Here is a 24,031-nt window from a genome sequence, read left to right on the forward strand (position 1 = left end):
ATTTATTTCAAATTTGCATCATTTGGTTAGTTTTCAAATTTATCAGATATTCTGTCTAGGATTCTCCTATTTTTTCTGAAATTCTTTATTTTTTTACTAATTTTACCACACCAACTATGAAATGACTATATTCATAATCGGTTAATTTTGAGATACTTTCACAAATTTTAGTTAGTTAGCTGAATGTTTCTGATAATCTTGATTATTGAATGGAATTTGTTAAACAGACTAAACATAGTGTAACTCAAGAAAAATATTAATATTAGACGTTTATTACTCAATTAGACTAATTAGATATAATGATAATTATTGATTCCCAGCATCTATCTTTTATTTATTCCTGGTAAGTAGGGAATAATTAATTTCCAGACAGCAAGAATAAAAAACTCTTACAGTACTATAACATATATTTCCACTTTAAGCAAGCATTCCTTCTATATAATTTATACTTCACACTTCATCCTTTCTATAAATTTCATACTTCATTTCATACTTCATTATATTTTCAATTTCATACTCTACTCTACTACCGGTACATACTACCTCTACCGTTATAGAGCAAATTTCATAATATTTTGTATCCCATCACCACTGGACACATACTCAACTAATAAGAACATATCGCAAAAAAGCTGTATAATAAAACGATATGTTCTTATTAAAATAACACAGCGGACAAATATAAATATTTTAAGAATCCATCCAAATCACCTGCTATTCAAAATCAAATTCTCCATCAAAATAATCCTTTAACTCTGCATAGGGTATTTTTACCTGAGTCATGGTATCTCTGTCTCTGATGGTTACAATTCCTGAGTCAAGAGTCTCATCATCTATTGTGATTGCATAAGGTGTACCGATAGCATCACCCCTGCGGTATCGTTTTCCGATATTTCCGGCATCGTCATAGGTTACCATATATCTCTTCTTCAAAGCATTGTATATCTCTGTAGCTTTCTCACCATGGCGTTTTTTGATCAAAGGCAGGATATTTATTTTAACCGGCGCCAAAGCTGGTGGAATACGAAGTACCAGTCTGGTGTCTCCTTTATCCAATTCTTCCTCTGCAAGAGCTTCCAGCAATACCGCAAGTACGACTCTATCCAGACCACAGGTGGATTCTATTATATAAGGAATGAACTTTTCCTTGGTCTCTTCCTCATAGTATTCAAGGCTTTTTCCGGAATACTCCTGATGCCTTGTCAGGTCAAAATCCGTACGGTTATGGGTTCCGTTAATCTCTCCCCAGCCAAAAGGAAAGAGATATTCGATATCACAGGCAGACTTTGCATAGTGGGCAAGTTTTTCATGGTCATGATACCTTAAATGTTCTCTGTCTATTCCCAAGAATTGAAAGAACTCAATACCATAGTTTTTGAAATACTCATATAACGCCTCGTCTTCTCCTTTTTTACAAAAGGTCTGGTATTCCATCTGCTCAAATTCTATGGTACGAAAAGTGAAATTTCCGGGAGTAATTTCATTTCGAAAGGCTTTTCCAATCTGACCAATTCCAAAGGGCAGTTTGGTTCGCATGGTCCTCATTACATTCAGGAAATTCACATACTCTCCCTGGGCATTTTCCGGTCTCAGATATATTGTTGCGGAAGTCTCTGCCGTAACTCCCCTCTGTGTGGCAAACATCAGGTTAAACTGTCTTATATCCGTATAATCCGATTTGCCGCATTTCGGACAGGGTATCTTCTTCTGTATATAATGAAGCATTTCCTCCTGGGTCATGGTATCTGCATTTATTTCATCTGTATAATCATTTATCAGGTTATCGGCCCGATGTCTTGCATTACAGCTCGTACAGTCTAATAAGGGGTCTGAAAAGCCTGCCAGATGTCCGCTGGCTTCCCATACTGTGGGATTCATCAGAATATCTGAATCCAGTTCGTAACTGTTATCTCTTGCCTGTATAAAATAATATCTCCAGGCCTCCTTGATATTGTTCTTCAGTCGCGTTCCAAGGGGACCATAATCCCAGGTATTGGCAAGCCCTCCGTATATTTCACTTCCCTGGAAAATAAATCCGTACTGGCTGCAATATGCTGATAAATCCTCCATTGTAAATTTCTTCATAATAAAACCTCCTTATTCTTATTGGAATTTAATACGAGCCACAAGCTATGGGTGTTAAGTAACCCTTATGAATATAAGCTTTTACTGGCAGTTATCTGATAATAAAAAACAGCAATTACCACTTAAATACATAATATAATTTTTTAAGAAGAGCATAGTGCCCTTTCGTAGGATTCTCTACCTGGATTAGAGGGTCAGAATTATTTTTCACTGCATTTCTACAGCCCGGAATACTCCCTGTAATAGGAAGTATTTTCTATAGCAGACAGAGAATCTGGATTGACAGGCTCTGTCACTGACCTGCTGCTACGCTTGTGACAATCTTACTTAAGCGGGGCATGCCTCCCCAGTTTTTATCTCCATTCCCTATTGCATAAAAAAAAGCCCTAAGCAATCAATAATTGCTTAGGGCGAACATTATATGTCCGTGGTACCACCTAATTTCAGGATAACCTGCACTCTATTACGGTACGAGCATACACTTTATACCGCTTTCCCTGGTAACGGTGGAAGTTCCGTTGGCCTCTACTAGGGTTACCCCGTTCAATCCACAGCTTAAGGGCGCCTTCCCTGCACTTTTTCATGAAGATTCGCACCAACCATCTTCTCTCTGTTATCAAAGCAGCAGTTACTATTCCCTGTCATAGCCTTTTCGTATTGGATGTATTGTAACACAGCTCACTCCCGGAGGCAAGAGAAAAATACACATTTTTATACCTCTCTTTTCCGCATCCAGTAATGCTCTCTGCCTTCTATCTCTATCGGTGTAAATCCACTTTTACCCGAAGCTGCTATACGCTCAATTGCCTCTGGTTCTACTTTATGCAACACAATTTCACTATGATAAATCTTAAAAAATATGTGGCTGGATATCTCAAGCAGCTCCCTTAAATAAACTTCTTTCTCAAAACCCGATAAAATATCCATTCTTAGAACTCCAATATTTCGGTTTTTCTTCTGATATTTCCTGTCATAAGTTTCAATGGTACCTATGACCTTCCCTGTTGGTTTATCTATGACAGCAAAACGTATAAAATATCTATTAGCGTAATCCTGATTAAGCCATCCTTCTATCACCTGCTCCATTCTGTCTGCAAAGTCAAACTCCTCTGGCGGACAGCCATCTCTATTTATTAATTTTGAGACCGTAGAATCTCTGTAACATATCTGTAAGTCCTCTGCATCTTCTTTGATAACAAGCCTAAGCTTAAAATGCTCTGTTTCATATACAGGACATTTTTCATAAGGGTTACATCTTCCAAACTGCAGAAGCTCCATAATCTCATCCTCGGAATCAAGACAGTCATAATCTCCTTTTCCTCCCTGCGGGTCATGATAGAAAATTCCATTACTGTAATTCTCTCGTAAGCGTTCCAGCAGTGCCCTTTCCCCGAATTGAGCGGCATATTGATTAAAGGCTCTCACCCGAACATTCTGGAAAATTCCTTCCTTGCAAGGATACTCACTGCACTGATAGCATCCCTCCAACTCTTTTTTTGCTGCACAAGCATAAATGGCACAGGCACTCTTATTGAAATGTCCCTTATCAGCACACCCCTTCGCTTTACATCCCGGACATTCCTCGCTACTGCATAATACACAGGCTAAACCACACATAGCCAGTCCTTTATTTTCATAATAACTCATTTATCTTACCTCCTTTTTTAAAGAAGATAACATATGAATAACGACAACTATCTGTCGCTATTTAAAAATTATTAATAGATATTTTATATGTCACTTCACATATTAGGCTTTTTCAAATTTTAAGCTTTTCTCACATTTTAGCTCTTCTCATATCTTATGCTCTTCTTACATTTTAGGCCCTTCTCACATTCTAGGCCCTTCTCACATTTTAAGCCCTTTCGCATTTTAACCTCTTCTCATATATTAGGCTCTTCTCACATTTTAAACTCTTCTTACATGTTGTTAAAAGGCTCAGGAATTTGCAGCAGTAGCTATTCAGAGTTTCAATAAGTTTGCAATCCTTGTCCTTTTCCGATATAATCTATAGCAATAAAGTTAATTTCGGGAGGTCCTATGAAATCCAAAACCATACTGATAACCGGTGCTTCCAGAGGTATTGGAAAAGCTATTGCTTTGCGTTATGCCAGAGAAGGTTTTCGTATAGCCATAACTGGCAGAAGCCATAAGAATGAACTGATGCGGACCAAAGCAGAGGTAGAGAGTCTTGGCTCACCTTGTTTGGCTTATCTGGGTGATATGGGCAGTTACGCTGCTGTTACAGAACTCTTTGGTCTAATCAGGAAAACCTTTGGCCCAGTGCATATACTGGTTAATAATGCCGGTATTTCCCACGTAGGGTTATTTACCGATACGGATATTGATACCTGGAATTCCATTCTCTCCTCCAATCTTACTTCCGTTTATAACTGCTGTAATCAGGCGGTTCCTGATATGATACGAGCCAAACAGGGTAAGATTATCAATATATCCTCCGTCTGGGGTATTAGCGGTGCCTCCTGTGAAGTAGCCTACTCTGCTTCTAAAGGCGGAATGAATGCTTTTACAAAAGCACTTGCAAAAGAACTTGCCCCCAGTAATATTCAGGTAAACGCTATTGCCTGCGGTGCTATTGATACTTCAATGAATTCCTTCTTATCCGTTACCGATAAAGAATCCCTGGAAGAAGAAATTCCCGCAGGCCGCATGGGGCGAACAGAGGAAGTAGCTGAACTTGTGTGGCAATTATCTAACGGGAACGATTATTTAAACGGACAGGTCATAGCTTTGGATGGTGCTTGGATCTAATGCAGAACTGGTTAATATTTCTACCAAAACATTAATACCGATAAGTTCTATAGCAATATCATCCAGCCAATTATGCATCAGGTTAACTGCTAATCTTTCGTTCATCTTGATAAATAAAAAAACTTTGTGCAAGAGGATATCCCTTAAGCGCCCCACAAAGTTAGACCTGAAAAATCTAACTTTGTGGGGTCGGTTTACCCTCATCACAAAGTCTTTTTTATGTAATACTTCTTATTCTATAATCAAAAATTATAAAAAATACTATCTTTACTATACCGCAAATAAACTCCCTTCTAGAAATTCATACTCAGGAATGCTGATAATTCGAAAGGTTATTCAATGTTTCTGCCATACCGACTATCTCGTCTACAAATTCAACGATTGTCTTCATAGCCTCTTCCTGCTGCCTGGTTATTTCCAAGGTGGAGCTGCTCATATCACTAGTCTGGGCTACGGAATTGTTAATCTGTGAAGTAAATTGCTGTATGCCATCAACTGCTTTTCTGGAATCATCGGACATACGGTTGATCTCTTTTGCAACCACTGCAAAACCACGTCCGGCTTCTCCTGCCCTGGCCGCTTCTATGGAGGCATTGAGACCCAGCATTTTTGTCTGGTTAGCAAGACCTTTCACATTCTCAGAGAGCTTCTCTATTTTTTCAGATACCGTACTTACATTCTTTATCTCATTGTTTAACTGAGACTGGTATTCTGTTACATTAGTGGCTGTAGCCGTTAATTCCTCCACGGTGGACATCATCTGCGTTACACTGTCATAGAGCTTTTCTACGATTCCTTTCAGTATAAGACGCTGATAGCCCATTTGGGAAATCTCACTGGTAACAATAAATAACAAATCTGCAGCCGCTCTTAGCTGTTCCTCTGAGACAATCTTTACATTGTCAAGGGCCTTCACGTACTCATCAGGATCTACCCCGATTTCTTCTGCTATCTTAATGTATTTCTCCTTCTGCGGTGCCTCCGGCAAGACCTGCCCTCCCAGAACAGAGCCAATCTGCTTTCCGTTTATGATAATGGGTGCTCCAAAATCCATAAGGCCGCTGCCACAATAGTATACTGCCGGTTTACCCGTTCTGGCACTTTCCTTACCACCGAAAGCATCACTTTCTCTGCATCTTCTTGCGCCTTCCTTGGTCTGCCTGGACAGCTTCATACAAAAGTCAGTAAAATTTGATGGCTGAGTAACCGGTACCCCATTATCATCGGTGGTCAATCCTGCTACTCCCATAGCCTTAGAAAATGCATCCTGAAACTTCTGCAAAAACTCCACACTAATAATCTCTGTTAATGAAATATTGTCCAGCTCCTGATAATTCCCTCTTCTGTCTTTACTTCTTGCCGCATCATCTGTCATAATTGCTCCTATCCGCTTTGGGAAAATCCCTGCAATTTTATTGAATAACAATTTAAGACTGAACCAATATGCTCCATCCGCCATATTTAGGTATATTATACCAAATAATTCATTATCATTCAACTATTTTACGACAATTTACACTATAATAAGACTTGTTTTGATGTCCTTTCATACAGATATTCCTTTGCTTCAAAATGTCTTTTACCGTCCATACTGTCATATGCCCTATCCTTTGTATAGTGAAAACCTAACTTTTCCATAACTTTTCCGGAATTGGGGTTCTCCTTGGCGTGATAGGCAAATAATCTTGTCTGCTCCAAATCCTTAACAGCGAACTCCAGTATCTTTGCCACTGCTTCTGTTGTATATCCCTGATTCCAGCAGTCTCTCATCAGGTTATAACCAACTGTGAACATACCTCTCTCTTCCTTAAAATATATTCCTCCGCTTCCAATAAGTTTATTGTCAGATTTTCTTACAAATCCCCAGTCATATTTATCCTCTGCTGCTATGTTTGCTTGAATACTTTGAAGCCATTCCCTTGTTACCTCTATATCAGAATGGGTGCTCCAGCTCATATATTTTGCAACTTCGGGATCACTTGCCCAGTTCGTAAAGATTTCTTCTGCATCCGATTCTTTTAAAGGGTGAAGAAGAAGTCTTTCTGTTTCCAATACCGGTGTTAGCATAAACTCACTCCTTTCTCAGAATGTCCAGGCTGTGATTAGTTGCACCAATCAAATCCTGCCTCTCACATATGGTTAAATGGTATCTAATATAGTAATCAAATAATTCATCATCCATTTCTTCAATTACTTCTCTCATATAGTTGGTAGCACCGTCTGTGGCTATTAAGTTAACCCTTTCCACTCCCATACCTTTGGTCAGCTCCTTTATATCCTCTGTCCTTACCAGTTCAAAAAGATCCTTGGGTGTGGATATACAATGAAAATCTTCTGTCAGCATGTTCTTCTCCAGACATTCTCTTAATTTGTTCTGTTCAAAACAATACTGCAGCACCGTAGCATCATTCATACAGTATGCTGCCAAAATATAACCGCCTGTTTTCGTAACCCGGACAGCCTCTCTTAAAGCCTGTTTCTTCTCTTCTTCCTTATATAGGTGGTACATTGGCCCAAGGACCAAAGTCATATCAAAGGTTTCACTTGGATATACAGATAAATCCAAGACATTGCCTTGTATTGCAGTAATCTTATATTCCTCTTTTATTTTGGACTTCAGGATATTCAGATTATGTTCTATTAACTCAACAGAATCTATCAGGTATCCTTCCCTGGCAAGTGCTATTGAATACCTTCCGGTGCCTGCTCCAACCTCCAGAATACGGTATTCTGCCTGGTCTTTCTCTGGAAGATATTTGTGAATGTAGGTCATTGTGGTTAGATATTCCACCTGCCCGAATTTACGCAATAGCCTCCCTTCCTCATCATAACCGCTGTAGTACTGTTCCAAATAATTGACTGCTTCCATTATGTACTCTCCTTTCAAAATTAACTCCGGACCAATGTATTCTGCAAACAAAAAACCGGTGTCTGCTTATACAAACACCGGTTAGATAATATACTTTTGGTCTGTTTCAGAATATAAAAAGTTCCTTATGACCTGGTCCGGTATCTGTATTATTAGATATACGAGGGGATGGCACGTTAGTATAACCGGCGTTAACAGAGTAACCCCAGCTCATAAAATACACAACTTTTGTTATTTTCATGCTTGCTTGTGCCATAATGTCCTTCTTTCTTCCAATTACAGCTTTATCTGTAATCCCGCATATATGTCATCTGTCAATGACAGTTCCTTTACCAGACGGTCATAAAATAAGTTTGGTATTTAACTTCTAAGTAAACAAAAGCCATTTAATCCATATTCTTATGTCGAAGATTTAGATTAAAACCTCAACTTATATAAATACTTTTTTTGTCATTATAATCATTTTACTGAAAATGTCAATTCTTTTCACCTAATTTATGATATAATCTTAGAACTTTTCAGTTAACTCTCCGACTTTCTCTACAGGTTCGCTCACTTACTCTACCAGTTCTCTCACTTCCTCTACCGGTTCTCTCACTTACTCTACCGGTTCTCTTACTTACTCTACCAGTTCTCTCACTTACTCTACTGGTTCTCTCACTTACTCTACCGGTTCTCCCTCTTCCTCTACCGGCCTCATAAGCGGAAACAGTATCAGATCCTTCAGATTCTCTTCCCCTGTTAATACCTGAAGGATACGGTCAACACCCATACCCCAGCCGGAAATAGGCGGCATACCGTACTCCATGGCAGTAATATAATCTTTGTCCATGACCATGGCCTCTTCATCCCCTTTACCATGGGAAGCTGCCTGCTGCTGTAAACGATTGTACTGCTCAATTGGGTCTACCAGTTCGGAATAGCCGTTAATTACCTCTGCACCGTTGACAATAAGCTGAAACCGGTCGGTAATTTCTGCATTATCATCCTTTGCTCTAGCCAGCGGAGAAAGGTCAATGGGGTGTTCCACCAGAAATACCGGGCCTGTAAGCCTGGGTCTGCTGACCTTCTTATACAGCTGGTCTATGAGATTTCCCCTTCCAAGGTTTTGAAGCTCCCCTGAGGTTTCCAGCTTGATATTCTGTCTCATAATTTCCTTAAGTAATTCTTCTGCACTTTGAAAATTATCGATATCAATACCACAGTCCCTCTCTATCAGCTCCTTAAAGGTCACTACCGGCCACTCTCCCTCAAAGCTGAGTGTCCGCCCATTTACTTCTATTGTTTTACTGCCAAATACTTCATAGACAGCCTGTGCCAGGAGCCTTTGGGTAAACTTCATATTGTCCTTGTAGTTGGCATATGCCAGATAGCATTCCAGCATGGTAAAATCCTGCAGATGTGTTGGGTCAATTCCTTCATTACGAAAACATCTTGCAAATTCAAATACTTTATTAAACCCGCCAACTACAGCTCTCTTTAGATAAGTTTCCGGTGCAATACGAAGATACACCTCCATATCCAAGGCATTATGATGAGAAACAAATGGCTTTGCAAGGGCGCCAGAAGGTTTGTTAATAAGTACCGGCGTTTCAATCTCAATATAAGCCTCATCTTCCAGAAATCTTCTGACCGCCTTAACAAAGCTGCTCTTTAAGAGGAATCTGTCCCTGGTTTTCTGGTTCATGATAAGGTCCAGATATCTCTTGCGGTAACAGCTGTCCTTGTCATTTAATCCATGAAACTTTTCCGGCAGCGGCTTAAGCGCCTTCCCCAAAAAAGTGAACTGCTCTGCCCTTACTGTCTTCTCACCGGCCTGGGTAGTAAATATCTCACCGGTTACTCCAACAAAATCTCCAAGATCCAGCTGCTTCTTTACAAATTGATAGACCTCTTCTCCCAATACATCCTTCTTAAGAGCAATCTGAACTCTTCCTTCAATATCTCCTAATACTCCAAAGGTAAGCTTTCCCATACGTCTAATGGACAGCAGTCTGCCAGCTATACTAACTGCTGCGGTACCATCCTTTAGATTTCCTGCCTCCTTTAAGGAATGGGAAAGTGGAAATCTCTCCGGGGAGGGGTTTACCGTCTCCCTTATCTGGCTTAACTTTTCTCTTCTTATAATTTCCTGTTCTGTTAACATATGTTCTCCTTTACTATGCATCTACCACTTCTTAATTGTTAAGAATAAATTTTTGTTCATTGTCTTTACACTTAATGTCTTTGCATTTTATTGTCTTTGCATTTGCTATTTTTTCATTTACCGCCTTTGCATTTGTTGTCTTTGCATTTGCTATCTTTTCGTTTACCGCCTTTGTATTAACTATCTGTTCGTTTACTGCCTTTTCGCTTATTGTATATTCGTTTATTGTCTGTTCGTTTATTCTTTTATGTTCATGTCACCAGGACAATAATTCTTATAATAAAAAAAACCCTCCTCCCTGATTTTATTCAAGGACGAGAGCTTATGCTTCGTGTTACCACCCTGTTTCATTCCCTTTTCACAAAAGGAACCTCTTCAAGTACGGACCTCCGGCTTATTAGTCATCGGTCGATACTCTGGCGCTGTAATGGGCGCTCCCATCGTAGCCTCAGGAGAATGTCTCTTTCGGTACGCGGCTCCGAGGCTTTTTTTCCACCATACCTTTTGCGCCTCTTCTCAGCAAACTGAGGCTCTCTGTGGCATCCATTATAGTGTACTCTTCTCTTCACTGCCTTTGATTTATAAATTTTTGTTATGATAGCATATATTTTTAAGTCTGTCAACATTCTGACTTTTGATGCTTTTAATTTACTAGCTTTTATACTTTTAACGACTGACTTTTTTTATTTAATAACTGACTTTCATTTCATTTAATAACCGGCTTTTTTCGTTTAATAACCGACTTTTTTCGTTTAATAACCGGCTTTTTTCATTTAATAACCGGCTTTTTTCATTTAATAACCGGCTTTTTTCATTTAATAACCGACTTTTACTGCTTTTAGCGAGTTTAGTGATAGCTGTAAAATTGATACTAACTTATTAATATTTGGATTCGTTCAATAGAAGCCAGGTTTTAAGTAAGCGATTATCATTATTCAGCTCTTAATTCCTTAAGCACTTTCTCTGCAGCAGCTACTATTTCTCTTTCTATATCCAGTACCTGCTTTAACAGCTCTGCCTGCTTTTTGCGAAAGTCTCTACTGAAATTACGTCCCGTATCAATTTCATTATAATGTACCTTTTCCGTAGCTGTCTTCTTTGACTGTTCTCTGAAATTCTTAAGGCTTTCTGCAATTTCATTATAATTTGTACTTAACAGGCTAATTGACTTTTGATACTCTTCAGGAGCAAAGGCTGCAGCTTCCTTTAAATAAACCCCTGCGCTTCTTCTGGCATCAATAAGATTTAAGAGGGTGGTATCATTGACACCGATTCTTCTGTCAATATCCTCGTACCTGCTATGGCCATCCCATAATTCTTCTTTTAACAGACCCTCAATCCATCTCTCATATGCTTCCTGTCCCTGGTAATAACCGTTCTGCACAGATGCCCGGAAAGACTTTATCAGTAACTCCAGTGAGGCAAGCAAGCTTTCATAATCCGAAGGTTTATCTCTTCTTTCTCCGATATGTGTTATCAGAAAAGGCCAGAAATCCGCCTCCAAATAATCCATCCCTTTTTCTTTTAACAGCTCTCCGTCAAAATAAGTTCTGCAAAGGAGCGTCTTGCCATTATCTCTATAACCGGTTATAACACCCCATTCCGGTGCAATCCTTAGATTAATGGCAATAACAGGTTTTCCTTCATTAATGTCGGCAACAATTCTATGCCTCTCTGCTGTCCTTTCTTCTTTTCTAAGACGTTCAGCCCAGATTTGTTCATAGCCTGCCGCTTTAAAGAGTGGGGTGGAGTAATCATAGGCCACCAGCGCATCCACGGCGCTGTAATCCCAGACCTCTGTAAAGGCAATACGGTAGCAGGCACCGGAAAGTCCCATCAGCTGTTCGTAGGTACAGGTCTCTCCCAGATATTGAAAAGCTCTGGTCAGCGCCCCTGCCCAGGTACAGTCCATGCCCTTTTCCCATTCCAGAGGAGCAATACCGGCCAGCTCCGCACAGGACGTATCTTTTCTGTATAAATCCTTCCCGTCTTTTGAGTAACACAGCGCTTCACCTTCTCTGCAGCTGACGACACGAATCCCGTCCCCGTTACTGTAGATCAGCGTCAGATATTCCTGTTTCTCTGTCTTTGTAGAACTCGGGAAACTCTCATGACCTACAGGTATTTCCTTCCAGGCAAAATAATCATAGTGTTTTATCTTTACCATGCAGTCCCTGTAATCCTCCCGATTGCCATAAAATGCACCGATAATCTGTCTGTTGTCCTCCTTTTTGTACCTGCCTTCCTTAAGGTTCAGGGACAGAAAACCATCTTCTGTAACATAGTCGTGAAAGATTCCATCCGGTGTTCGGTAAGTTACTGCCAGTATTTTAAGCCGCTCACTCTCCTTTATAAAACCCATGGTCTTTGCATTTGCACTGATGTACAGGGCATTTCCGTTAATATTGCTGTTAAGTATCCTTGTAACATCCACCTGAGTTTCTCCGTCCGTAAACACGGCTTCCAAAACAACCAGTTCCTGGGGTAATAACAGGGAATCTATGGAGGTCCCAAGAACACCTGCTATACCAGGTAAAAGATACGTTTCCGGAAGACTTTTACCGTTCTCCCATTTACTTACTGCCTGGGGCGTTACGTGAAGCAGCTCTGCAAAACGTTCACCTGTCAGATTCTTTGCTTTTCTTAATACCGCAATCCTGCTTCCGACTTTTTCATTATCTATCATAGTAGCTCCTATCTGTGTGCGTTAACACATGTTTAAAATACTCACTAACAGTTATATTTTATTTTTACAATCTACTCTCCATAAGGATCATATCCATCCTCTGGTCTTAGGAAAGATTCGTTTGTAATGTAATGCTACAGCGCTGTATTTATACTATAATAGTTAATGGAGCCTTTTTCCATCTATTCAGGATTAAGTTTTGCAATTATTTCTAAACCACCGGTTGATAATCAGCAATATCTTCATCTGATTTGTTGTACTGTTACTAGTGCCTGCTGCTATTTCCTGCGACAACTACAACTACCTGTCTGCCATACTAATCGCTTCAATAGCCACACTTCCACCTTTGATTACCTCAATGCGGTTGGGAAAGGAACTCTTAAACAGCTTAATCAGTGCATTATTTTTACTCTCCGTATGAACACATTCCAGAAGCAGATTACTGCGGTCACAGTCTATTACGGATATTCCATAAATCTGCGCAATACGGAATACCTCCTCTTTCTCTCCTGCATTCAGGCTGTTAACTTTTATAAACAATATTTCCTTCATATGGATTGGAATATCAGTAAAATCCACTACCTTGATTACCTCAACGCATCGGTTCAACTGTTTCTTAATCTGCTCAAAGGTACTCTCATCACTGGTAACACTGATGGTCATTCTGGAGATTGTCTCATCCTCCGTCTCGCCAACGGTCAGACTGTCCAGATTGTAGGATTTCCCGGAAAAAAGTCCGGAGATCTTTGCAAGAACTCCAATCTCATTCTCAACATAAAGAGAAATCCATCTCTTTTTTATGATATTCTCTGCTGCTTTTCCCATCTTTCTCCTGCCTTCCTCTATCTTATTATCCTGTACAATGTACTTTTCCTCTGTTCTAATCCATTACCATTTCGCTTAAAGGTTTACCGGTAGGAACAATAGGGTACACATTAGCTTCGGGCTCTATGATGAATTCTATGAGAGTAGGCGTATCTGTCCTCTTAAGGGCAGCCTCCAGTGCTCCATCAATGTCCTCGGTTTTTTCTACCCGGATTCCTGCTGCATCATAGCTTTCCGCCAGTTTTACAAAATCAGGCGAGTATTTCGGACAGCATTTTTCAGGATTCTTACAATCCTTAGCACAGCTTCTTCTGGCAGTGAGGCAGGTATAGGCATAACGCCCTCCATAGAACATTTCCTGCCACTGGCGTACATTTCCAAGATAAGAGTTGTTAAAGACACAAAGAATCAAGGGAAGCTCCAAAGCAACTGCCGTTGCCATCTCCTGTATGTTCATCTGCATTCCGCCGTCACCGGAAATACATACTACGGGAGTACCTGGGTTACCAAGCTGCGCTCCGATGGCAGCCGGCAGTCCGTAGCCCATTGTGCCAAGTCCGCCGGAGGTCAGAAGCTTTCTGTTATGATCCATTTCAAGATACTGTGTGGTCCACATCTGATTCTGTCCTACATCCGTTACTACAATAAGGTCTTTAAATTTATTATTAATTTTATTAATAATTATTTCCGGCGTCATACCTTCGTATTTCTTCATTTCCAAAGGATACTCCTGCTTCCAGCTCTTAACCTCTTCTGTCCACTCCTTAACAGGCAAAGCTTCCGCTTCCTCCAATATCTTTAAGATAGCGGTTTTGGCATCGGCTACAATAGGTATATCCACCTGAATATTTCTGGAGATGGAAGCCGCATCAATATCAATATGAATGATCGAAGCCAGCTTGGCAAACTCTGTAATCTTTCCGGTTATTCGGTCATTGAACCTGGTACCGATGGAAAAGAGCACATCGCATTCACTAATTGCACGATTGGCTGCATAGTTACCATGAATTCCGATGTTGCCGATGTACAGAGGATGATTTGTGGGTATCGCGCCTTTTCCCATTATGGTAGTAATTACCGGCATACCGGTAAGTTCGGCCAGACGGGTAAACTCTCTGCCCGCATCGGCGATGTTAACGCCGCCGCCTACTAAGAACAAGGGCTTCTTCGCCTGACTTAAGATACTCAGTGCTCTCCTTACCTGTCCTACATGGACACCCGTGTTGGGCTTATACCCTCTGATGGATACTTCCTTGGGATACTCGTCACTTCCCATAGCCTGCTGAATATCCTTTGGCAGGTCAACTACTACCGGCCCCGGCTTACCGGACCTTGCAATAAAGAAAGCTTCTTTGATAATCCTACCCAGGTCTTTTCTGTCTCTTACCGTTATGGCATGTTTACAGATATTTCTGGAAATACCTACGATATCTACCTCCTGAAAGGCATCGTTGCCAATCAGATGAGTGGGTACCTGTCCCGTAAAGCAAACCAAAGGAACGCTGTCATAGTTGGCAGTTGCAATACCGGTAACCAGATTGGTGGCACCTGGTCCGCTGGTAACCAGACAGACACCCACTTTACCTGTTGACCGGGCATAACCGTCTGCAGCATGTATCAACCCCTGTTCATGTCTTGGCAGAATTACCTCGATACCCTCTGAATCATAAAGGGCATCAAACAAATCGATTACCTGTCCTCCCGGATAGGCAAAGAGTGTATCAACACCTTCTTCCTTCAGTGCTTTGATAAAAAGTGATGTTCCTTTCATTTCCATGGTTCTCCTCCTTCTAAACTGTACGGCAACTCTATATACCGCAAAATGGGACGCTAATAGTACTTCTTCCTATTCCTCATAAGTTAAACGAAAAAAAGCCCTAAGCTAAAGTTTTAGCTTAGGGCGAATAATTATCCGTGTTACCACCTAAATTCAGAGAAAATTCTCTGCACTCATTACGATACGGACTCTTGCCATAGTGCTCAAAGATATCGATACCGCTTTCCGTGTAACGGCAGAAAATTCCGTTGAAGTCTACTAAAAAACAGCCTGTTTCCATAGGTTTACCGGCCGTTCCCGTTGGGTTCACTGCTCAAAGGCTACTTCCATACTACCTGAATGAAGACTTTCACCAACCGTCTTCTCTCTGCAAATCGGATTAGTATGTACTCCTCCTTGTCACTGCATTTAATATATATATTTATTAACTTGTATATTTATTAGTTTACAATTTATCATATGCACTTCAATCTGTCAACGAAAATTTGAAATACTTTTATTATTATAATATATTTCAAACACTATCAATACTTATTAAATGATTCAAGCGAAAAAACGTTCTTCCAAATGAGTACAGGCAAATTGTACAAACCAGAAACAACGAATGCGCCTATGGAAAGGTATTAGAAGTCCTTTTCTCTGGATATTTTGTGCTATATTCTAAAACAGATTGTTTGAGCGCAAGCGAGTTATCTGTTTTAGAATATGTCAAGCACAAAATACCCAGAGAATTAGGACTTCTTATACCTTGAAATCGAAGCATACGTTTTTCTGGTTTGCACAATTTGCCGTCCCCTTGAGACTACCTGCCCTTTTGCCACTTCCGTCCCCTTGAAACTACCTGCCCTTTTGCCACTTAAATTCTAATTCAGTTCCAAAAGCATAGCCTTCACATTATCCTGGTTACCAATCTCCTGAAAGCCGTTTTCCAGGTACATATTTACGCTTCCCCTATAATGTGTTTCCGCAGGAGTATCCGCAACTACAGGAAACGCTAGTAAATGGTCAAAACCTTTCTGTCTAAAGTCTTCCACTGCATATTGAAGCAGTAACCTTGCCACTCCCTGTCTTCGGTACTCAGGGTGTATCACATAACAGATGGTACAGCCTGTCCGCTTTCCCTCTATCAGATGGCTGACATCCTCTGACAGCCTCGGAAATCTTACGATGTCATTGGCACTGCACCAGCCGATGCATTTATCTCCGTCAAAGGCAAGATACCCTTTCATATTTCCCTTACGTATATCCTCCAGGGCTTCTGCCTTATTGGTCTCACCGCTTTTCGCTGCCCATTCTTCTATGCTGCAGTCGCTGTAATAAAACCGGCAGAAACAGGTTGCCCAATGGGGGGTAAGACTAAAGTCCAGATTTCCCAGAAAATCTGTAAATACCTCTCCGTTGCTGCTATCCAGAGGTTTAACCGTATAATTCATCCATTCCTTCTCCTTCATGGTTATTTTCGCTCATTCTATCAATTATGCCGCCCTCCGTCAAGGAAGGGATTGTTTTATAATTATTTTCTCCCGGTAAGGTAATATACCGCTACCTGGGTACGGTGGGACAGATTGCCTTTCTCAAGAATGGTACTGATATGATTCTTTACGGTTCCTTCACTGATAAAAAGCTTCTCTGCAATTTCACGATTGGACAAGCCTTCTGCCACAGCTCCGATAATATCCATCTCCCTGGCTGTGAAAATACTGCTGTCAAAGCCTGCATTTGCCCTGATAGCCGTGTCTTTGAATTTTGAAAAGACCTTTCCGTCCAAAATATTTATACCGTGATGAATGGATTTAATCATCTGCTTTAACTGCTCCGGAGTATGATTCTTAATGAGATAACCGTCTGCACCGTTCTTAATAGCCTTTTCTACCAGCTCATCCTCATCGAAGGTGGTCAGGATCAATATCTTTCCAAGGCTTCTCTGTACGATTTCCCGTGTTGCTTCGATGCCGTCCATAACAGGCATCTGGATATCCATCAGCACCACATCTGCTTTCTCGGTCATTGCCAGTTCCAAAGCCTCTTTCCCGTTTTTAGCACAGCCTACCACCTTAAATTCTTCATCTACACTGAGAATTATGCGCATACCGTCTCTGACAAAATCACTGTCATCTGCAATTATCACCTTTATTTTCTCCATTTTTTACTCCTTTACTGGCACTGCAGAGAATCTCTGACCGTGGTTATTTTACGAAAGCGGAATTATCATATTAATCTGAAACCCCTCCTTGCTGCTGATATCAATATATCCGTTTACATTGCGTATCCGGTTTTTCATGCCCTGAATTCCCATCCCCTCTTTTAATAGTTCACAGCCGTTACCATTGTCCCTGATACTGCAGCGAATCACCTTATGCAGGATGATAATCTCTATGTACAATTCTGTACAACCGGCATATTTCAGGGCATTGGTCACTGCTTCTATGGAATTGTCCAATATAACCTCCCAGACAGGCTCCGAAACCTCCCTGTCTTCACCGGTAATCGTAAATTCTGTCTTTATTCCGAACTTCTCCCTGCATTCCTCACTGAGCTGCACCAGCTTTAGATATGCCATCCGTTTCTTATCCGGCTTCTCTCTTCGTAAGATAACACGAATCTCATCCATACTGGTTCTTAAGCTGTCAATGACCGCCTGCATGATTCGCTCACTTTCCTCCGATTCCGTCTTCATTAGTACCTTACAGGCCTCCAGCTGATAGATAGAACCATTAATACTATGCCCCAGCTTATCATGAAGTGCCTGGGACAACACAGCCTTTTCCTCCAGCATCCGATTCTCAAAGGATAGGCTGCTTCTTGCCAATTGCTCCTTATAGACTGCATCCTGTATGTTGAGGCTGTCTTTAAGCTGATATTCCTTCTGCTCATAACCCTCAATGTATCGCTTGTATTTCTCTATGATGATATTATTCTGAAAATATATAATCATAAGAAACAAACAGTAAATGGCATACAGATAGATATTTTCAGGTTGAAGCAGCAAGCCGGAAAAGGTAAACAAATAGGCTGTCATATGCAATCGAAAAAATACAGCCAGATCCAGTACGACCAGGGGAAACAAAAACAGACCATTATTGCTTTTCTTAAATATCACAAGGAACATAATTGTTAATAACACTTCAAAACATAGAAAAATAAATTTCTTTTCTTTCTTCTCCACCAGCTCAATACCAAGGGCCGCAATCATGACTACAGCAAGAAGAAACCACTCCACACTGATGTTGTGAAGTGATTCCATACTGTTGCTGATAAAATATCCAATCAGCATAATCATGCAAAATAATTTTACAGCAGAGAAATAATAGTGCTTTCCATTCACACCCATAGCCGCCCCCGAATTCTCCTGCTTTTTTAACCTGGCCCTGCTACCGGTTCTGACCGGCTTCCTGGCTTCATTTTAACATACCCCTCCTGCCTGTGCAACTGCTGCCCAGCTGTGAGACACAGCAAACCCATGCAGATATCTATAGAAATATCCAGAAAGTTTTGAGCCGATGCAGCTATTCCGTTCGTTTTATCCTTGTACCCAGATAACCAATACAAAGTATTACTATAAGGTAACTGCATACCACCAGGAGAAACATGCTGTATACACCACTTTTCTCTGCCATCAGCATTTCAGCTGCTTTTACAACCCAGCGCTGGGGCATCAGCATGGATAATTTCGTCCACCAGTCAGAGGCTCCATCTAAAGGAAAATACAGTCCAGCTAACATGGCTGATATAAACCACATGATAAAAGCAATATAATTAGCCGTCAATACATTGTTTACCAATATACCGATTACTACACTTAAGGTATTAAAGATAAGTCCCAGGCAAAAAACAAAAAAGAGATAGCTTGCAAAGGGAATACCATAATCGGTTTTTACTAATAGCTTAATAGAAATCCCCATAATTCCTGTCTGCATCAAGACAGTTAAGATAATCATCATAAGCTTTGCCAGACTATAGCTCCCCACACTGGCTCTGGATAACAGAACGCGGTTATATACTCTGTTCTGACGTTCTTCAATAACATTAGCCGCTATAAACACGCCACTGAACAGGAAGGCAATTGTAAGAAATGCCAGAGAATAACCGATACTGGAGCTGCTGTCCAGCTGTTTTGCGGTGAGATTTAAGGTTTCGCCAACTTCAATGCTGACAGATTCCTTAACCGGTTCTCCTTTTTCAGAAGTATTTATAAGAGAATATAGTTCTTCTTTCTGAAACCCTGTTAAAGCGGCATAACGGTAAAGCCCCTGAAGATACACATTCAGATCATTGTAAAGCAAAGCATTCCTTCCATCCTCCATCCCCTCAAATACCCTCATACTGCTTTCCTGTCCTGCCAGTATCTCCGCTTCAAAGGAAGGCGGAATATATATAATCCCACCGATAACATTATGATTTGCTGAATAAAGTGCTCTCTCTCTGACCTCTTCTATATCCATTGCCTGTGATTTATAACGGTATATTCGATAAGAGCCGTTTTTTGCCAATTTGTGTAAAATATATTCCGAAAGCTCACTTTGACTGCTGTCGTAAACCTTAATGTTTAATTTATTATTCGATATATTTAATATCAGCTTATTCTCCTGATCCATTTCCTGTATGGTATAGGCACTGTCCTGTGAATCTGCCGTATTAATATTCTGTACATTCAGAATGATAACTGCCAGTATTGGCAGCAATATCAGAAAACAGAGATAACCCTTATTCCTTAAGAGCAATTTCATATTCATTTTTATTATTGTATTAAAACCATTCATAGTTTCCCCCATTCCACCGCTGAGACAGTATAAAAGCTTAACCTGCTTCCTCCGTTTTACGATTTATCATAAGTACACCAATTAAACTAAAGACAGCAATCATTCCCAGGAGCATAAGGATGCATTTAGCAGTATAGTCGCTGTACCCTTTCACCGAGTACTCAACCAGCGTTCGGTTCAAATAATAAAAGGGGGATAGTTCTATCAGAACTTTCGGCAAATGGGCATACATGTATGTCTGAAAGCACCCGCCCAAAAAACCTGCCACCCAGGTTATTACAAACCCCAGGACAATACCTACCCCTATATTGCGAAACAGTTGGAACAATACGATACCAAAAGCACTGGAGCCCATTGAAACCAGAAAGATTATTAAGGCAGACAGCAAAATATTTCCCCAGTGAATGTCATAAAGCATTACCGACAATGCCCAGGCTGCACTTACTTCCAGGAAGATAGCCAGAGTACAGGGAATAAATTTTCCCAGGTAATAGCTTAGGTTCGACAGATGAGATACCTTCATTCTCTTTGGTATTGCACTTTTTCTCTCACTGGAAATGACCGCCACCAGGGATACCATCCCGCACCAGGCGAAATAGACAATATAGACAATACCATAATAATCCGTAGAGGAAGGCACCGGGTCTGTTTTCAGTTTCTCACTATGTACCTGCGGAGCCTTTATTTTCGGTATTTCCGTTATACCTTGCTCCCTGCTGTAGATTGCAAGATTCCTGGCCTCATTTACCTGGTAGAAGAAATTTGAAAATATATTCTCCGTAATTGCAGCCTCCGTATTCCTGTCATTGGATTTATATATAACATAAGAATCTTCTGCTTTGATATCAACAAAAACCGCTACTGCCTCACTCTTAAGCAGAACCTCCATGTCTCCCTCCGGAAATTCCTGAAGAAGTATGCTATTTTCCTTGCAGACAGCCTGAAAAGGCTCCAGCAACTCTTTATAACCGCTGTCCTTTTCTACCCGGTATCCCACCTTGAATTCTTCCATTTTATAAGCTGAATCAAGCATTTCCCGAAAAGCATTGGCCAGTAAAGCAATGGTGACCAGAGGGAAGATGAGCATCAGGATTAAGATCCACTTACTCCGAAGCATCAGTTTCAAATTATTTTTCATCAGAATGAACGGCATGTTACATCTCCCCCTCTGCATAATCTCTCAGCTTTTTCCCGGTAAGGGTTAGAAATACCTCCTCTAAGGTCATTTGAGAATTATTGTCCGAAGTTACCAATTCCACAAGTTCTTCTTTGGTCCCGATGGCAACGATCTTTCCGTTGTCCATAATTGCTATTCTGGTGCAGATAGCCTCTATTTCCTCCATGTAGTGACTGGTGTAAATAACAGTCGCTCCCTGTCTGTTGACATATTTGATTTTCTCCAGAATAAAATTTCTGGATTGAGGATCGATTCCAACCGTAGGTTCGTCAAATATAAGCAGTTCCGGCTTGTGTCCGATGGCACAGGCAATATTCAGCCTTCTTTTCATTCCGCCGGAAAAAGTCTTGGCAAACCCATTACGCTTATCCTCAAGCCCGACAAATTCAAGAGACTCTGTTACTGCTTTACGGAGTTTATCTCCTTTTATGCCATAAAGAGAAGTGAAGAGCTCCACATTCTCCCAGGCCTTCAGATTACCGTGAATGGCCAGCTCCTGCGGAATGTAGCCTAATTTCTGCTTTATCTTTTTCATATCAGTCTTCGTATCCAGACCGAACAATTCGATACGCCCTGCCGTAGGCTTTACCAGGGAGCATACCATGTTCATGGTAGTGCTCTTGCCTGCTCCGTTGGGACCAAGAAGTCCAAATATCTCTCCTTTTTTGATATCCAGATTTATATGGTCCACCACCGGTTTATTATCATATTTCTTTGTCAGTCCTTCTAACTTTAATATAGAATCCATCACTTTTCCCTCCATCCCCTGCCGCTGGTATACCAGCAATCCGTATTTAATTCATAGTACGAGCCTGCTTGCAATACTGCTAAAATGAAAAAAATAAAAATGTAACGCATTTTCCAATGTAACTCCTTGTACTTTGGCTCACTCCAATCAAAAACTTACTTCAGTATAGCAGTTAGATATCCATTCTTTAAGTGCCAAAAGATAGAAAAGGCTATGACAAAAGTCATAGCCCACTTTATTTTTTATTCTCAAAGTTTATAGTATCTTTCTTAATTGTTCACAATATCTTCAATATTCCTTCAAACTCTATACACATGTGAACGTTATAATAATATCATACATTAAAGAAACAAACACACAAACAAAATTTTTAAATCGGGTAAATCAAGGCTCCCCAACCTTGTTGACATAAACTTTTTTTCATAAATGGCCGGCAGAATTTCTGCCGGCCCCTCCTCTTTGTAGAGACATATTTATGGTATGGTCATTCTAGTATAAATACATATTTCCAAGTTCCTTTTCTTCCTCTTTTGTCACCTTTAATGCTTTACTGATAAACTCAGAAAAAGAACCGTAATGTTTCTCAGCCGCAAGATAAGCCGCCTCCAGATATTCTGCTTTAACCGTCAGCGCCGTTTCTGCTATTTTACATCTTTCCTCTGAAAAGCCCTTCTCCTTTAATTCTTTAAGAAGTATGCTGTTCTCTTCTTTTCGTTGTTCATTGGTCTTTAGATAATCCCAAAATATATCTTCTTTTGCGACACCAAGAATGGTTAAAATAATCGCAGCTGCCAGTCCGGTTCTATCCTTTCCTGCAAAACAGTGAAACAGCAAAGCCCCTTCCTTCTGCAACAGCAGCAGGTCTATCAGTTTCCGGTAGCTGTTTACAGCCTCTGTGTTTTGTATCATCTGTTCATAAAGACCACGCATATAGAAGTCTACGGTACCTATATCCGGTATGGTCTCAAAACTGCCCATATCTGCGCCTGCCTCATGTATTGCCTTTATAACGTCAATATTATGATAGACTGTACCTGTAATTCCGTCATCGGGATTCTCCCTGCATTCTCTTTCTCCTCTTAAATCTACGATGGTGCGCAATTGATATTCCTTTGTAAGTATTTCTTTATCATCTTCTGATAACCTTACCAGTTCACCTGATCGGAGCAGCCTGCAGGGAAGCAGCTTCCTGCCTCCGCTTCCTTCTAAGCCTCCAAGATCCCTGAAATTTACCGGCCTGAAATTCATGAATGTTTCCGCCTTTCTGTGCTAAAACCATAAGTCAGACTGTTACTGATTTTAAGTGTAGCAAAACCCTCCTGTATAGTCAAATTATAAGGTCAATATTTCTCATGAAAGTGTATCTGCTGTTTTTCTGCAGGATTTTAGTTGCATAGCAGGTATGCGCGTGAAAGAAAATAATAAATTGAAAAAATGTCGTTGAGCTTCTTTCGCTCCTTTTTATTAGTGGCATTATCGCAGGCCCTGCGATATGCAATGGGTATAATAATGAAATACCGTCTGCCCGTTTTTTTGTTTCATTATAAAAACAAGAACAGTTTGAACTGCCCCCCATAAGTTAGACCCAAATTCTAACGTATGGGAGGTCAGTTTTTTATGGATAGGTTATAAATTAAAAGTTAAAAACTGTACTCCAATCAAAATTTCCTGAATCCTCTACATTTTTTGGCCAGCCGGAACACCAATCCGGCATTAGTGGATTTTCTACCCTGTCCAGACTGGGTGTGTACGGTTTGATATCTAATATCGGAGTACCATCATCAGCATCTATATAGGCTAAATGGATAATTCCGTTTTCGTAATCAACAGAAGTAATATAGCAGCAAGTTAGTCCAATTGGATTTGGTCTCTCTGGTGAGCGGGTTGCAAAAGTGCCTAACAACTCTGGTGCATTTTTATAGGGACTTTTTTCAATAAGTTTTGATCTGGCATCAACATTATCACATCGATCAAACCACCAGAACACATTAATATAACTAAAATCATTAATATTTGTAAGTCCAGGAATATACTCCTTATCAATTAATAATTTCATACCATCGTCATTTACTTGTATTTTTCCTATTGCTTTTAAATTGATTTGTTCCATAAATAAAATCTCCTTTTTTATTATTTACGGCGCCGTTAATACCAGTATACTGGAATAAATTAACACTACAACCCCT

General features: G+C 40.4%; 19 protein-coding genes and 3 other annotated features. Of the genes, 1 reads left to right on the forward strand and 18 read right to left on the reverse strand.

Going from position 1 to position 24,031, the window contains the following annotated elements; genetic code table 11:
* Positions 1 to 714: 714 nt before the first annotated feature.
* Entirely contained in the window at positions 715 to 2,085 is a 1,371-nt protein-coding gene (locus BR73_RS0125985) for a glycine--tRNA ligase (protein ID WP_033168649.1), read from the reverse strand.
* Positions 2,086 to 2,488: 403 nt separating this feature from the next.
* Positions 2,489 to 2,739, reverse strand: a binding site (T-box leader).
* Between the two features lie 57 nt (positions 2,740 to 2,796).
* Positions 2,797 to 3,732, reverse strand: a complete 936-nt coding sequence (locus BR73_RS28015; RefSeq protein WP_051685595.1) for a DUF3795 domain-containing protein — start codon at positions 3,730 to 3,732, stop codon at positions 2,797 to 2,799.
* A gap of 393 nt (positions 3,733 to 4,125) precedes the next feature.
* On the opposite strand from BR73_RS28015, the gene BR73_RS0126000 reads away from it, so the two are divergent.
* On the forward strand, positions 4,126 to 4,857 hold the full coding sequence (locus tag BR73_RS0126000; protein ID WP_033168650.1) for an SDR family NAD(P)-dependent oxidoreductase: 732 nt from the start codon (positions 4,126 to 4,128) through the stop codon (positions 4,855 to 4,857).
* A 307-nt stretch (positions 4,858 to 5,164) separates the two neighbouring features.
* Here the strand turns inward: BR73_RS0126000 and BR73_RS0126005 are convergent, their stop codons facing one another.
* The 16 genes from BR73_RS0126005 to BR73_RS0126075 form a co-directional block, all read right to left on the reverse strand.
* Positions 5,165 to 6,232, reverse strand: coding sequence for a PocR ligand-binding domain-containing protein (locus BR73_RS0126005; RefSeq protein WP_051685596.1), 1,068 nt, complete (start codon positions 6,230 to 6,232; stop codon positions 5,165 to 5,167).
* Between the two features lie 143 nt (positions 6,233 to 6,375).
* Positions 6,376 to 6,924: a GNAT family N-acetyltransferase gene (locus tag BR73_RS0126010; protein WP_051685597.1), complete on the reverse strand. Its 549-nt coding sequence runs from the start codon at positions 6,922 to 6,924 to the stop codon at positions 6,376 to 6,378.
* 4 nt (positions 6,925 to 6,928) lie between these two features.
* Positions 6,929 to 7,726 carry a class I SAM-dependent methyltransferase gene (locus tag BR73_RS0126015; protein WP_033168651.1) on the reverse strand — a complete coding sequence of 266 codons (798 nt, stop codon included), beginning with the start codon at positions 7,724 to 7,726 and terminating at the stop codon, positions 6,929 to 6,931.
* A 106-nt stretch (positions 7,727 to 7,832) separates the two neighbouring features.
* Entirely contained in the window at positions 7,833 to 7,982 is a 150-nt protein-coding gene (locus BR73_RS28990; RefSeq protein ID WP_156034957.1) for a hypothetical protein, read from the reverse strand.
* Between the two features lie 405 nt (positions 7,983 to 8,387).
* Positions 8,388 to 9,872: a lysine--tRNA ligase gene (gene lysS / locus BR73_RS0126020; RefSeq protein ID WP_033168652.1), complete on the reverse strand. Its 1,485-nt coding sequence runs from the start codon at positions 9,870 to 9,872 to the stop codon at positions 8,388 to 8,390.
* Between the two features lie 307 nt (positions 9,873 to 10,179).
* Positions 10,180 to 10,450 (reverse strand) — a binding site (T-box leader).
* A gap of 353 nt (positions 10,451 to 10,803) precedes the next feature.
* On the reverse strand, positions 10,804 to 12,558 hold the full coding sequence (locus BR73_RS28020) for a helix-turn-helix domain-containing protein (RefSeq protein WP_051685598.1): 1,755 nt from the start codon (positions 12,556 to 12,558) through the stop codon (positions 10,804 to 10,806).
* Positions 12,559 to 12,858: 300 nt separating this feature from the next.
* A complete protein-coding gene (ilvN, locus tag BR73_RS0126030) occupies positions 12,859 to 13,383 on the reverse strand; it encodes an acetolactate synthase small subunit (RefSeq protein ID WP_347463649.1) in 525 nt (174 codons plus the stop codon).
* Between the two features lie 55 nt (positions 13,384 to 13,438).
* Positions 13,439 to 15,160, reverse strand: coding sequence for a biosynthetic-type acetolactate synthase large subunit (gene ilvB, locus BR73_RS0126035; protein ID WP_033168653.1), 1,722 nt, complete (start codon positions 15,158 to 15,160; stop codon positions 13,439 to 13,441).
* Between the two features lie 116 nt (positions 15,161 to 15,276).
* Positions 15,277 to 15,572, reverse strand: a binding site (T-box leader).
* A gap of 451 nt (positions 15,573 to 16,023) precedes the next feature.
* Entirely contained in the window at positions 16,024 to 16,593 is a 570-nt protein-coding gene (locus BR73_RS0126040) for a GNAT family N-acetyltransferase (protein WP_033168993.1), read from the reverse strand.
* Between the two features lie 80 nt (positions 16,594 to 16,673).
* Positions 16,674 to 17,303: a response regulator transcription factor gene (locus BR73_RS0126045; RefSeq protein WP_033168654.1), complete on the reverse strand. Its 630-nt coding sequence runs from the start codon at positions 17,301 to 17,303 to the stop codon at positions 16,674 to 16,676.
* A 48-nt stretch (positions 17,304 to 17,351) separates the two neighbouring features.
* The gene (locus tag BR73_RS0126050) at positions 17,352 to 18,491 is read right to left on the reverse strand and encodes a histidine kinase (protein ID WP_033168655.1); all 1,140 of its coding nucleotides are present in this window, start codon (positions 18,489 to 18,491) and stop codon (positions 17,352 to 17,354) included.
* A 175-nt stretch (positions 18,492 to 18,666) separates the two neighbouring features.
* Complete coding sequence (locus tag BR73_RS0126055) at positions 18,667 to 19,920, reverse strand: ABC transporter permease (protein WP_197032726.1); 1,254 nt, start codon at positions 19,918 to 19,920, stop codon at positions 18,667 to 18,669.
* A gap of 37 nt (positions 19,921 to 19,957) precedes the next feature.
* On the reverse strand, positions 19,958 to 21,073 hold the full coding sequence (locus BR73_RS0126060; protein WP_033168657.1) for an ABC transporter permease: 1,116 nt from the start codon (positions 21,071 to 21,073) through the stop codon (positions 19,958 to 19,960).
* Position 21,074: 1 nt separating this feature from the next.
* Positions 21,075 to 21,845 (reverse strand): ABC transporter ATP-binding protein, encoded by a 771-nt coding sequence (locus tag BR73_RS0126065; protein WP_033168658.1) that lies wholly within the window; start codon positions 21,843 to 21,845, stop codon positions 21,075 to 21,077.
* A 489-nt stretch (positions 21,846 to 22,334) separates the two neighbouring features.
* A complete protein-coding gene (locus BR73_RS0126070) occupies positions 22,335 to 23,093 on the reverse strand; it encodes a tyrosine-protein phosphatase (RefSeq protein ID WP_033168659.1) in 759 nt (252 codons plus the stop codon).
* Positions 23,094 to 23,478: 385 nt separating this feature from the next.
* Complete coding sequence (locus BR73_RS0126075) at positions 23,479 to 23,955, reverse strand: SAM-dependent methyltransferase (RefSeq protein ID WP_033168660.1); 477 nt, start codon at positions 23,953 to 23,955, stop codon at positions 23,479 to 23,481.
* Between the last annotated feature and the right edge of the window lie 76 nt (positions 23,956 to 24,031).

The sequence above is a fragment of the Clostridium sp. KNHs205 genome (assembly GCF_000702945.1).
In the GTDB taxonomy this organism is placed as follows: domain Bacteria; phylum Bacillota; class Clostridia; order Lachnospirales; family Lachnospiraceae; genus Anaerocolumna.

Coding starts and splice junctions, on each gene's coding strand:
- BR73_RS28015 (WP_051685595.1), bottom strand. CDS start 3,732: ATGAGTTATTATGAAAATAAAGGACTGGCTATGTGTGGTTTAGCCTGT.
- BR73_RS0126040 (WP_033168993.1), bottom strand. CDS start 16,593: ATGAATTATACGGTTAAACCTCTGGATAGCAGCAACGGAGAGGTATTT.
- BR73_RS0126000 (WP_033168650.1), top strand. CDS start 4,126: ATGAAATCCAAAACCATACTGATAACCGGTGCTTCCAGAGGTATTGGA.
- lysS (WP_033168652.1), bottom strand. CDS start 9,872: ATGTTAACAGAACAGGAAATTATAAGAAGAGAAAAGTTAAGCCAGATA.
- BR73_RS0126010 (WP_051685597.1), bottom strand. CDS start 6,924: ATGCTAACACCGGTATTGGAAACAGAAAGACTTCTTCTTCACCCTTTA.
- BR73_RS0126055 (WP_197032726.1), bottom strand. CDS start 19,920: ATGAATGGTTTTAATACAATAATAAAAATGAATATGAAATTGCTCTTA.
- BR73_RS0125985 (WP_033168649.1), bottom strand. CDS start 2,085: ATGAAGAAATTTACAATGGAGGATTTATCAGCATATTGCAGCCAGTAC.
- BR73_RS0126050 (WP_033168655.1), bottom strand. CDS start 18,491: ATGGGTGTGAATGGAAAGCACTATTATTTCTCTGCTGTAAAATTATTT.
- BR73_RS0126005 (WP_051685596.1), bottom strand. CDS start 6,232: ATGACAGATGATGCGGCAAGAAGTAAAGACAGAAGAGGGAATTATCAG.
- BR73_RS0126015 (WP_033168651.1), bottom strand. CDS start 7,726: ATGGAAGCAGTCAATTATTTGGAACAGTACTACAGCGGTTATGATGAG.
- BR73_RS0126045 (WP_033168654.1), bottom strand. CDS start 17,303: ATGGAGAAAATAAAGGTGATAATTGCAGATGACAGTGATTTTGTCAGA.
- ilvN (WP_347463649.1), bottom strand. CDS start 13,383: ATGGGAAAAGCAGCAGAGAATATCATAAAAAAGAGATGGATTTCTCTT.
- BR73_RS28020 (WP_051685598.1), bottom strand. CDS start 12,558: ATGATAGATAATGAAAAAGTCGGAAGCAGGATTGCGGTATTAAGAAAA.
- BR73_RS28990 (WP_156034957.1), bottom strand. CDS start 7,982: ATGGCACAAGCAAGCATGAAAATAACAAAAGTTGTGTATTTTATGAGC.
- BR73_RS0126065 (WP_033168658.1), bottom strand. CDS start 21,845: ATGGATTCTATATTAAAGTTAGAAGGACTGACAAAGAAATATGATAAT.
- BR73_RS0126070 (WP_033168659.1), bottom strand. CDS start 23,093: ATGAATTTCAGGCCGGTAAATTTCAGGGATCTTGGAGGCTTAGAAGGA.
- BR73_RS0126060 (WP_033168657.1), bottom strand. CDS start 21,073: ATGCCGTTCATTCTGATGAAAAATAATTTGAAACTGATGCTTCGGAGT.
- ilvB (WP_033168653.1), bottom strand. CDS start 15,160: ATGGAAATGAAAGGAACATCACTTTTTATCAAAGCACTGAAGGAAGAA.
- BR73_RS0126075 (WP_033168660.1), bottom strand. CDS start 23,955: ATGGAACAAATCAATTTAAAAGCAATAGGAAAAATACAAGTAAATGAC.